Source organism: Peribacillus sp. P4_B1 (assembly GCF_056402395.1).
The window spans coordinates 24645-35829 of the sequence record NZ_JBFUHM010000045.1 but is presented as its reverse complement, the minus strand read 5'-3'; the positions used below and the strand labels follow the sequence as shown (position 1 = coordinate 35829).

7 protein-coding genes, 1 rRNA gene and 1 riboswitch are annotated in these 11185 nt (G+C 37.6%); of the genes, 7 read left to right on the top strand and 1 reads right to left on the bottom strand.

Going from position 1 to position 11185, the window contains the following annotated elements:
* The first annotated feature begins 76 nt into the window (after nucleotides 1-76).
* Nucleotides 77-192 (top strand): 5S ribosomal RNA (rrf, locus tag AC1DVK_RS20890).
* Between the two features lie 300 nt (nucleotides 193-492).
* On the top strand, nucleotides 493-1332 hold the full coding sequence (locus AC1DVK_RS20885; RefSeq protein WP_061461168.1) for a tyrosine-type recombinase/integrase: 840 nt from the start codon (nucleotides 493-495) through the stop codon (nucleotides 1330-1332).
* A gap of 552 nt (nucleotides 1333-1884) precedes the next feature.
* Here the strand turns inward: AC1DVK_RS20885 and AC1DVK_RS20880 are convergent.
* Nucleotides 1885-5013 carry an efflux RND transporter permease subunit gene (locus AC1DVK_RS20880; RefSeq protein WP_410863556.1) on the bottom strand — a complete coding sequence of 1043 codons (3129 nt, stop codon included), beginning with the start codon at nucleotides 5011-5013 and terminating at the stop codon, nucleotides 1885-1887.
* A gap of 190 nt (nucleotides 5014-5203) precedes the next feature.
* Between AC1DVK_RS20880 and AC1DVK_RS20875 the strand changes: the two genes are divergently transcribed.
* From AC1DVK_RS20875 to AC1DVK_RS20855, 5 genes are all read left to right on the top strand, one after another.
* Nucleotides 5204-6058: a TetR/AcrR family transcriptional regulator gene (locus AC1DVK_RS20875; protein WP_410863557.1), complete on the top strand. Its 855-nt coding sequence runs from the start codon at nucleotides 5204-5206 to the stop codon at nucleotides 6056-6058.
* Nucleotides 6059-6223: 165 nt separating this feature from the next.
* Nucleotides 6224-7120, top strand: coding sequence for a diacylglycerol/lipid kinase family protein (locus AC1DVK_RS20870; protein WP_477627293.1), 897 nt, complete (start codon nucleotides 6224-6226; stop codon nucleotides 7118-7120).
* Nucleotides 7121-7246: 126 nt separating this feature from the next.
* On the top strand, nucleotides 7247-7909 hold the full coding sequence (locus AC1DVK_RS20865) for a hypothetical protein (protein ID WP_089364965.1): 663 nt from the start codon (nucleotides 7247-7249) through the stop codon (nucleotides 7907-7909).
* A 14-nt stretch (nucleotides 7910-7923) separates the two neighbouring features.
* Nucleotides 7924-9186, top strand: a complete 1263-nt coding sequence (locus AC1DVK_RS20860) for an efflux RND transporter periplasmic adaptor subunit (RefSeq protein ID WP_477627292.1) — start codon at nucleotides 7924-7926, stop codon at nucleotides 9184-9186.
* 201 nt (nucleotides 9187-9387) lie between these two features.
* Nucleotides 9388-9537, top strand: a riboswitch (cyclic di-AMP (ydaO/yuaA leader).
* 172 nt (nucleotides 9538-9709) lie between these two features.
* On the top strand, nucleotides 9710-10969 hold the full coding sequence (locus AC1DVK_RS20855; protein ID WP_089364967.1) for a cation:dicarboxylate symporter family transporter: 1260 nt from the start codon (nucleotides 9710-9712) through the stop codon (nucleotides 10967-10969).
* The last annotated feature ends 216 nt before the right edge of the window (nucleotides 10970-11185 follow it).

Here is an 11185-nt window from a genome sequence, read left to right as displayed (position 1 = left end):
GGACTTAACCAACGCTTTTTAAAAAATGAAATACCTTCTTATTATCTAGTTTTGAAGGAACAACGTTCCTGATATGTTTGGTGGCGATAGCGAAGAGGTCACACCCGTTCCCATTCCGAACACGGCAGTTAAGCTCTTCAGCGCCGATGGTAGTTGGGGGTTTCCCCCTGTGAGAGTAGGACGCCGCCAAGCCAATTAAAAAGATCAGCCATCCGGCTGGTCTTTTTTGCGGTTGTTATTTCTTCTGTCTCTTATGTTTAAACCTGTTAAAAGGTAGGAGACTCAAAAGATTATAGAACGTATATTCAGTATAGGAAAGTATATATGCTAGGACATACTTATAAATGCATCTAGTGATAAGTAAGCAAATAATTTCTGCTTCAATCTGTATAATCGTATATCTGTTTAAGGCATATGGACAGAATTCTTCGTTTCTGTAGGGAAATATGTTAAACTTAACGTAGTTCTGAAACTGTCATGGGGGAATAGCCGATGGATACCTCTGCTAAAGATGAAATGATTTTTTCGTTTGCTGAATGGTTGAGAGACCAAGGCAAATCAGCTAATACGATCAAAACGTATACTGGTGTCCTTTCACAGTTTTGTGACCAGACACAAAAGATATTGATGGAGATTCATTCTGAAGATGTTCAGGATTATCTTGACTATTTAGAAAATTGCAAGAAAAGTCCAGGGACAATCGAAAAACACTATATTGCTCTAAATGTATTCTTTAAATTTTTAGGCAAGCCACAAGTAATGCTTTCTGTGGAACGCAAGGTTAAAGAGCACAAGCTAGAAGTGCCTGAAACTTTAAGCATAAAAGAGCAGCAAATCCTGTTAAGAGATATAGAAGCGGAAGGAAACCTTAGGAACATTGCCATCGTCTACCTTTTGTTGCATACAGGAATTCGTGTTTCTGAATTATGTGACTTAAATGATCAGGACGTCATCATGGAAACAGAGCGAAATTATATACTTGTCAGGAACGCAAAAGGTGAAATTGATAGAACCGTTCCCCTGACACTATCGGCTATACAACATGTAAAAAATTATCTTCATTCTTTAAAAGAAAAAGCAGATCCGTTATTCATCTCAAGTTATAATCAAAGGATCACTCCGAGATCAGTTCAATATATATTAAAAAAATACAATGTTCATCCACATAAATTGCGCCATACCTTTTGCCAAAGGTTAGTGGATAATGGAATAGCTATACAAACGATATCCAAGCTTGCCGGTCATAAAGATTTAAATGTGACCAAGCGTTATTTAAAAGAAAAATCGCTGGATTTGGAAAATGCGATAGACCAGACTTTCACCAAACACTAATCTATAGAAATCAAAAAGGAAGGCGAGTTCTTTCCTTTTTTTGTTTGCATAAAAATCAGTTTTAAAAACAAACGAATTTCCTTGGAAATGACGACGAAAAGGGCATTAATGTTACGAGTGGCGGGATCTGGTGAAAAAAGAAGGAATCAAGTCATAAAGGCATTGTCTAGAGGGCTCAGAAAGCTGTATAGGACAAATAGTAATTGTATTTTATAATACATTATGAAAATGAAGGGTCGAGTAGAAAAATTCAAATGTATTATTATTGAATCAGAAAGGCTGTTTTCACATACTTTGTTGCTATTTACCAGGTAGTGAGTTGTGGTTGATTTCCCCTCCAGATGCTCGCTTTCCGCGGGGCGGGCGGTGAGCCTCCTCGGCGTAAACGCCTATGGGGTCTCACCTGTCCTGCTGCTCCCGCAGGAGTCTCGCACTTCCGCTCCAATCAACCTTAAATAGTTTCGGTTTTAAAACAACAATCTTTACGAAAAGAGCCATCAGAAAAGAAAGAGGGAATCCCTATAGTTAGGGATTCCCTCTTTCTTTTCTTTATTATTTAACTGTTTTTTTCTTCTTTTTACCTATTTTCATTATAACTTCATAAACTACCGGTACTATGACCAGTGTTAATAATGTAGAACTCACTAGTCCGCCGATAACGGTAATTCCTAAACCTTGTGATATCAATCCACTGCCTTCTGCACCGATTGCCAGGGGTATTAAGGCGCCTATTGTTGCAAGGGCAGTCATCAGGATTGGGCGTAAACGGGTGGAACCAGCTTCGAGTAAAGCTTCCCGAGTAGATAAACCTGATTCTTCATTTTTGATAACACGGTCCACTAATACAATGGCATTGGTTACGACGATACCAATAAGCATTAGGACACCCATCATTGCCGAAACGCTGATCGTCTCACCTGTAACGAATAGCCCTGCCAATGCCCCGATTACCGTGAATGGTAGTGAGAAGAGAATGGCTATTGGTGCTAAACCACCATGGAAAGTAACGACTAGGACAAAGTAAACGATAGCTATGGCTGCTAACATGGCGATTCCAAGTTGGGTGAAGGATTCTTGGATATCTTTCGTTACTCCGCCATAGTCTACAGAAACGCTTGCAGGAAGGTCTAATTTTTTAACTTCCTTTTGTACTTCAGCTGTTACTGCTGCTACATCATCCGATTTGATAGTTGCAGACACGTCGGCATAAATTTTTCCATCGCGACGGCTAATTGTATCGGACGCTTTTCCTTTTTCGATTTTCACAAGCTCTTTTAATGGGATTTCCATTCCCATTGGAGAAGAAATTTTCTTGTTCTCAAGATCTTTTTTATCTTTAAATGTCGTTTCTTCTGTCTCGACATATACTTTGACTTCTTCTCCATCTTTTTTAATAGTAGTTAAAGCATCTTCTTTGTTCGTATTTGCAATGGACATACCAATTTGTGCCGCTGTTAGTCCAACATCACTTAGCTTTTTCTGGTCTGCTACTAGTGTATATTGCTCATAAGCATCGGAAAGGCTGGTATCAACATCTTTTAAGTCTTTATTTTTCTTCATGATATTTTTAATATCATCGATTACAGGTTCAATTTCTTTTTGTGTATTTCCGTATACATATAGGGTAGTTTCATTACTTGATGTTGAAGTGAACTCTTGTTGTTTCCATGTTCCAGGTGAATTAAGGCTAGTTAAATCCTTTATGACCTTTTCTTTTTTGTCCCCGAAGTTTTTGGTGTCTTCATCATAGAGTACATAGAAGAGAGCTGAGTTACCCGAGCCGCCCATCATGCCACTCATCATGTTTTCCCCTAGTGTATATTGAACTGTCTTCACATCATCTTTATCGATGAAGTATTTTTCTACTTTTTCTGTTTGCTTTTCAATATCCTCTTTTAATTCGCCAGGCGCTGGAGTGTAAGTAACGATAATCGTTTTTTCCTCATCTGCAGGCATGAAGCTGACACCGATGCTTGGAATAAGGAATAGGCTCCCGACTAATAATACAATGGCTGTACCGAAAGTTATTAACTTATGGTTTAATGACCAATTAAGTGCTTTTCGGTAGAATGCAGATAGTTTGCTGGGTTTTTCTTCATGTGATTTTAATTCCTTTTTAGATAGTCCCTTTTTAAATAAAGAGTCTGCCATGGCCGGAACGAGTGTGATGGCGATTATTAATGAAGCGACTAATGCAAACACCATTGTTAAGGCGAATGGCATGAATAGTTCCCCAACAGCCCCTGTAACGCTTGCTAAAGGCAGATAAACGGCTACTGTAACGATTGTTGATGAAAGGATAGGGATGAACATTTCCTTAGTGGCTGATCGTATTAAGTCGCCGCCTTTTAATTGTTCGCCTTTTAAAGCCATTCTCCTGTAAATATTTTCAATTACGACAATCGAGTCATCGACGACACGGCCAATTGCAACTGTCATGGCTCCCAGTGTCATAACATTTAATGAAATATCCATTTGCTTGAGCACCAAAAGGGCTGCTAACAAAGATAATGGAATCGAAATGACGGAAATTAGAGTCGTTTTAAAGTTCCTAAGGAAAAGCATGATAACGATGACGGCAAACAGACAGCCGAAGATTGCCTTGCTAATCATGGTTTCAACTGAATCTTTAATCGGTTTTGCTTGATCTAGCGTAGTATGTACACTGACGCCTTTAAATTCTTCTTTGAAATTCGATATTTCTTTATTTACTTCGTCTACGATTGCAACTGTATCGGCATCAGGCGATCTTGTAACCTGGATTCCAATCGATTCGCTACCGTTTGTTCTTGAAACCGACTCAGCCTTACCGGTGACTTTAACATCGGCAATATCTGATAATTTGACATTTTGTACTTGGGCAGTACCCGATGCCATTTCAGGGGATAATTGATTGGTTTCGGGTATGGTTTGTGCTGGCGTTCCAGTTTTAGAACCACCCGTTAAAGGTATCTTTATATTTTTCAGGTCTTTTAATGTGGAAATGTTTCCATCCACAACGATCGTTTTTTCTTTATCATCAAAGTTATATATGCCAAGTGGCATGTTGATGTTTGCGGCCTGGATAACCTTCTTTACGGTCTCTTCATCGAGCCCATATTGAGCCATCTTTTCTTGATCGAATACAAGGCTCCCTTCATTTACTTGTTGTCCGGAAATTGATACGGAAGTTACGCCATCGATTCCTTCAAGTTTAGGTACTAACACCTCTTCGACATTTTTTGTAAGGGCTGGTAAATCCGAATCCTTATCTGTTACACTGAGTGCTACGACAGGAAAAGCGTTTAATTCTAATTTAGATACGCTTGGGTTATCCACTCCCTCAGGCAGTTCTATTTTCTCTAATGCTTCTTTCACTGCTTTTACAGCGTCGTCCATATCCGTATCATAATCATATTGTAATTGGATGGAAGAAACATTAGCCATGGAAGATGAACTGACTAATTCGACTCCTGGTAAATTTGTGACTTTCTGTTCAATCTGGTTTGTGAGTTTATCTGCTACTTCTTCAGGTGCAGCTCCTGGATATACAGTGGAGATACTTATTAATGGGGTCGAGATGTTTGGAATGGTTTCTTGCTTCATGTTTAACCCGGAGTATAAACCCGCTGCAACGATGATGATCGTAAGCAACCAGATTGCCAATTTATTCTTCAAGGAAAATTTAATTATTGAATTCAACTTGTACCCTCCATACTTTAAATTGTGACTAGTCGGTCATAAACTCAAATATATAGCATAGGGATTATGATTGCAACAGATAATATATGTTAGTTTTATCGTTGTGATTCCAAGGGTATTGGAATACAATTTGAAAGAAATGACTGATTGGTCATATTCGGACCGAATTTTAAGAGATAGGATGAATTTGATGAATCAAAAACATAAAATGATTATAGATAAATCTGTAGAACTTTTCGCGGAGAAAGGGTATCATGCCACCTCCGTTCAGGAAATTGCTGAAAAATGTGGGATAGCAAAGGGGTCTTTTTATAATTATTTTAAATCGAAGGAAGAGTTACTCGTCTCCATTTTTAAATATTATTATGAAGCGTTGACGGACTCTTTACTTGATCTTGAGTTGGACGCTTCATTGTCTAGTAAAGACAAATTTTTAAGGCAAATCACTGTTCACATGGAGCATATGACGGGAAATACAAACTTAATTCAAATGCTGATGCAGGAACAAATGCTCCATATCAGCGAAGAACTTGATCGGTTTTTACATTATATCCATGAAGAGGGATTGATTTGGTTCAAGCGTAAAATCATTGAGATATACCCTGGACTTTCGGCCGACCTTCTGCCGGATTGCACAATAATATTAGATTCACTTTTCAAAGGATATATCGGAATATTGATCAGGAAAAAAAATGCTTTCGATGTGGAGTTGTTACCTAGCTTCATGTTGAATCGTATGGATTCAATTATTGCAAGCCTGCAAAACATGAAAGATCCTTTATTGAAACAATTTCCTTTACCAGAATGCTCACTGCGGGATATGAGCCCGAAAGAGGAAATCCATTCGATCATCAGCAGGATGTTGGAAGTGGAAACAAGTAAAAATAGGGAAGCTTTAAAGGCAATTCAAGAAGAGTTTTCAAAAGTTAGGCCAAGTCCCATTATCTTGGAAAGCCTTTTGTTGTTTTTGGAAAAAAATGAAAAACGAAGTCCTTTGTGTTCAAAGCTTATCTTAACGATGAAGGATTATTTGACGAATATATGAAGGCATTACTGAAAGGGGCGTATAGCCTCTTTTTTTGTTGATATCTTAGAGCTCAAAGCCATATGAATTTTTATATATTTGATTATGAATTAGTTTCAAAATGTGGTGTTTAGGAAAACGTATAGGTAGTAGGAAAATTCTTTCATTAAAATGGGGGCAAGGATCATGAGATGGAAAAAGGGAATGCTGATTTATAATAAAAAGGCCGGGAACAATAAACTTGAGAGGAATCTTGAGGAATGTCTCCCAGTAATAGCTCCTTATATTGATGAGTTCCTTATTCTACAAACGAAGGAAAAAGGGGATGCATGTCGATTCTGCTCGGAATATGGTGAAGACATGGATGTAGTTTTCGTATTAGGAGGAGATGGAACCGTACATGAGTGTGTAAATGGCCTTTCACCCCTTGGGAAGCGGCCGTTGTTTGGGATATTACCTGGAGGGACTTGCAATGACTTCTCAAGAACATTAAAGATTCCTCAAAATGTTCGTCAGGCTGCGGAAGCAATAGTAAATGGAAAAGTTCGTTCAATTGACATCGGTCAGGCCAACGATGACTATTTCTCCAACTTTTGGGGAATCGGGCTTATTACTGAGGCATCAAGCAATATTGATGTGCAGGAAAAAAACAGGTTCGGAAAGATAGGATATTTATTAAGTGCAGTAAGGACTATTGGTGATAATGCACCCTTTTCCTATAAACTTGAGTATGATGGGAATTTCATTGAAGGGGAAGCAATCATGATTTTGGTCTTGAATGGATGTTTTATCGGTACTAATTTACTCCCCTTTCCCATGGTTAGTCCAGACGATGGGATCTTTGGCGTTGCCATCTTGGAAAACGCAAGCTTTGGTGCATTTTTAGAAATAATAGCGATGAAACGTTCATGGATTGAAAATCTGAGCTCGGAGTCTGGTGTGACTTATGTGCAGGCCGGTAGCATGACTATTGAAAACAATAGGCCACTTGATGTGGATATGGATGGAGAGAGTTATAGTCAAACACCTACTCGAATTAAAGTTCTTGGCCATCATTTATCGGTATTAACTCCAAATTGGTGAGGAGGATTAAATATTAAGGATAAGTGTATGTGTTTTTTTTGTTTCATTCATTCCTTATTTCTGCATTTGTTTCCAAAATAAGATAAAATATAGGATGATATATCATTTTTTGCAGGAGGAACACATATGGTGTACCAGGTCAGATTGTTAAAGGGCATTTTAGAGCCTCATCGAAGTCGTTATCAGCTGCAAAATGCAGAGGCAGTCACACGGCTTGGATGGAAATTACTATTTTTATATTTTCTTAGTATTATAGTATTTGCTATTGGTGGTTATTTTGGCATTGGTTCTGAATCATTTTCTAAAGAAATCACGAAGATGAGTGTTAATGAATTTGAAGCAGGAAAGTTTTTGATATTGAGCGGCAATATAATAGCAAGCCTTATCTACCCATCCATTTACATATTTTTAGCAGCCCTTTTCTTTTGGATCGTTACCGATATCCCATACATAAAATTAGTTATCGTTCAAATGATCATTTTTGGGTTGCAATTATTGGAAAAAGCATTACTGATTCCTCTATTCGTATTAATGGATATAGGCAATGATTCCAACCTTTTTTCATTGGGAGTCATCGGTCAGTATTTTCTCAGAAGTGATTACTTTATTCACTTTTTCAGCGAAATCACCATTTTTCAATTTCTTATTATTGCCCTGCAATATTTCTATTTAAAGGAGTTTTCACAACGAAATAATTATTTGGTCCTTGTAATGATTGTTCTATTCTATCTGGCCACGTGGTTTGTTAAAGCCTTTTTAGCATACATCCAAGTGGGCGTATTTGTATAAGGCGGGTGAAAAGAATGAGTGGAAAATGGAAAATAACAGCGGTCTCCATTGCGTCGATTGTGTTAATAACCGTCAACACATACCTTATTGAAAAAAAAGGAAGCAAAGCGGAACGAACTGTTTTCGTGGAAAACTGGTCAATGGTAAAAAAAGATACAATTACGGATACTATTCAAACAAATGGGGTAATTAAACCTGTAGAAGAGTACGATATCTATTTTGAAACCAAGAAAAATGATTTTAAGAAATTCCTTGTAAAAGAGGGGGATGCTGTAGCGGCTGGCTCCTCGTTGTTTGAGTATACGACAACCGAACTTGATGCACTTAAAGCGAATTTGGAAGCGGAGAAAACTGCTGCTGAGGGAGAAATTGTAGGGATTGACGAATATATTAGGAAGTTAAGGGCTTCTCAAGGGGTCCTGACCCGTAATCCTGATAAAGCGGTCATTGATGAATCGGTGAAAAATAACTTGGATATTAATATAACAACAAGCTCTTCAGATCTTATTAAAAGCAACATTGAGCAAGAAATGTACAAGCAAGAACTCGAAAAAAACAGTTTGAATGAAAAAGTGAAAATGCTTGATGCTAAATTAAGTTCAATTGAGGAGCAGGCTAGCGCGATTGTAACGACGAGTGAAGCTGATGGTGTAGTTAAAAATATCAATAAAAACCTGAAAAACCCGATTATATCCATCGTTTCGACAAATATGGCAATTGAAGGTAATTTCTCCGAAGAGGAGATGAAAAAAGCTAAAGTGGGCATGACTATAAAAGCAAGTTCCTCTGATTTAAAAAAGTCATTGAAAGGAACGATAGGCCGTATCCATTCCTATCCAGCAGAAGAGCCGTCACTAAAAAAGGATAACAGATTTCCATTTCAGGCTTTAATCGAACCGGAGGGTGAAGAAACTGAATCTTTGTTGGTGGGATCCAAAGTCAACCTTGCTGTAATAACCAATGAGAAAGCTGGTGTACCGGCCATTCCCATAGAGGCAGTGCATTACCAAAAAAGGCCGCATGTCTACAAATTGACTAAAAAAGGCTATGTGGATAAACACTACATTTCAAAAGGGCTTAAAGCAGAAGGTAAGCAGGAACTAATAAAGGGACCGTCAGTAGGTGATGTCATCCTGCTAGAACCGAATAGGGTAGCGAAGAACCATTCTTATTTTATTACCCCAATTCAATTTGAAAAAGTGAAAATTGCAACTTATAAAAAATTCACCTCTAGGGAAAAAGTAAGGTATCTGTTACTTGGCATTTTGGAAAAATAACTGCTTCTTTCATAAAGAAAGGGGATGTCAAATTAGTTATTATTTATATATCCATATAGCTTAAATGACTAAAAATCGGGAAGTGTAATACTTGGTGAAATCATCTAAAATGCAGAATATTCAGATATATTTAAAGACTTTTTCTAAAATGGATGAGAATAAACATTTACAGATTAACCTTTTTAGTATAATATTTTATTATAAGTTAACTCGCTTAATCTTATTCCAAGAACGGGGGAACCATTTTTGTGGATTTTATTCCACTAGGGGTGAATTCAGAAATGAAAGGGCAAATTGTGTTTCCAATTCCTAACCCGACAGCTAACCTCGTCAGCGTCTTTAAGGGAACATGTGTGAATATTCACGCCAATATGAAATCGACACATGAAGTGTCTTTTTTTTCGGCGTAAAGACAGAGTTTTTCAAAAAAAGAAAAATTACTTTCTTTCTATTAGTATCTTGTTTCCCTTACCGAGACAAAACGTTTTTGCATCAAAGACTTTATGGAAGGTGAGGAAAGTATATGAAGAAATTCAAGTTAAGTTTAGCTAGCCAAATTTTCATTGGTTTAATTCTAGGGATTATCGTTGGTGCCATTTTTTATGGTAATGAGACGGCCCAAAACTTTTTACAGCCATTCGGAGACATTTTCCTACGAATGATTAAAATGATTGTTGTGCCAATCATTGTATCAAGTCTTATCGTTGCAGTTGCGGGTGTAGGTGATTTAAAAGCAGTAGGTAAACTAGGAGCTAAATCACTTTCATACTTTGTGGCGGTAACTATGATTGCGATTGCTGTTGGTTTAATTTCCGCTAATATCATCCAGCCTGGTGCTGGCGTAAATATGAATCATCTGGAAAAAACTGACATCTCCACTTATGTTGATACAGCAGAAACTAAGCAGCATGAATCATTTGTAGATACACTTGTTCACATTGTACCATCCAATCCAGTACAAGCTATGGTACAAGGCGATATGTTAGCGATTATTTTCTTCTCCGTATTGTTTGGACTAAGTATTGCCGCGATCGGTGAAAAAGGTAAACCAGTATTCCGTTTCTTCCAAGGTACAGCAGAAGGAATGTTCTACCTAACTAATATGGTCATGAAATTTGCTCCTATTGGGGTATTTGCACTAATCGGTGTGACCATCTCCAAGTTCGGTTTGGAATCTTTAATTCCGTTAGGTAAGTTAGCGCTTTCTGTATACGGAACAATGATTTTCTTTGTAATTGTCGTTCTGGGTCTTATTGCAAAATTTGTAGGATTCAATATCTTTACATTGATTAAACTTCTAAAAGAAGAATTGATACTTGCGTTCTCTACAGCAAGTTCAGAAGCGGTTCTTCCGAAACTTATGGAAAAAATGGAAAAAGCGGGATGTCCGAAACATATAGCTACATTTGTTATTCCGACTGGATACTCTTTTAACCTTGATGGTTCAACATTATACCAAGCGTTGGCAGCTATCTTCATCGCTCAAATGTACGGAATCGATTTAAGTGCTTATGAGCAAATTACGCTAATGCTAGTGTTAATGATCACGTCTAAGGGTATTGCGGGTGTACCAGGTGTATCCTTCGTAGTTCTTTTAGCGACATTAGGAACAGTTGGTATTCCTATTGAAGGTTTAGCATTTATTGCCGGTATCGACCGTATTCTTGATATGGGACGTACAGTAGTAAACGTTATCGGTAATTCACTTGCAGCAATCGTCATCTCTAAATGGGAAGGTCAATTCAACCCTCCTTCCGATAAAGAATTAGAACAAGTTTCTTAATACAAAAAATCCAGAGTGATATGTCACTCTGGATTTTTTGTGTTTGAAAAGCGTATCCTTTATATTTGACGTGCCAGAAGGTGCAAACGAAAAGTTTTTTAAAGGGAAACTTCCACATGAAAAGAATTAATGATAAAACCTTATTCAATTTTACCCGTCGTCAATTCCTCCAACTCTTTATTTTTCACTATTATGGATATTTAAAATTATCGAGTT

What these genes read in the sequence shown, in the direction of transcription:
- AC1DVK_RS20865 (WP_089364965.1), top strand. Translation starts at nt 7,247, where the DNA reads ATGGTGTACCAGGTCAGATTGTTAAAGGGCATTTTAGAGCCTCATCGA.
- AC1DVK_RS20870 (WP_477627293.1), top strand. Translation starts at nt 6,224, where the DNA reads ATGAGATGGAAAAAGGGAATGCTGATTTATAATAAAAAGGCCGGGAAC.
- AC1DVK_RS20855 (WP_089364967.1), top strand. Translation starts at nt 9,710, where the DNA reads ATGAAGAAATTCAAGTTAAGTTTAGCTAGCCAAATTTTCATTGGTTTA.
- AC1DVK_RS20875 (WP_410863557.1), top strand. Translation starts at nt 5,204, where the DNA reads ATGAATCAAAAACATAAAATGATTATAGATAAATCTGTAGAACTTTTC.
- AC1DVK_RS20860 (WP_477627292.1), top strand. Translation starts at nt 7,924, where the DNA reads ATGAGTGGAAAATGGAAAATAACAGCGGTCTCCATTGCGTCGATTGTG.
- AC1DVK_RS20885 (WP_061461168.1), top strand. Translation starts at nt 493, where the DNA reads ATGGATACCTCTGCTAAAGATGAAATGATTTTTTCGTTTGCTGAATGG.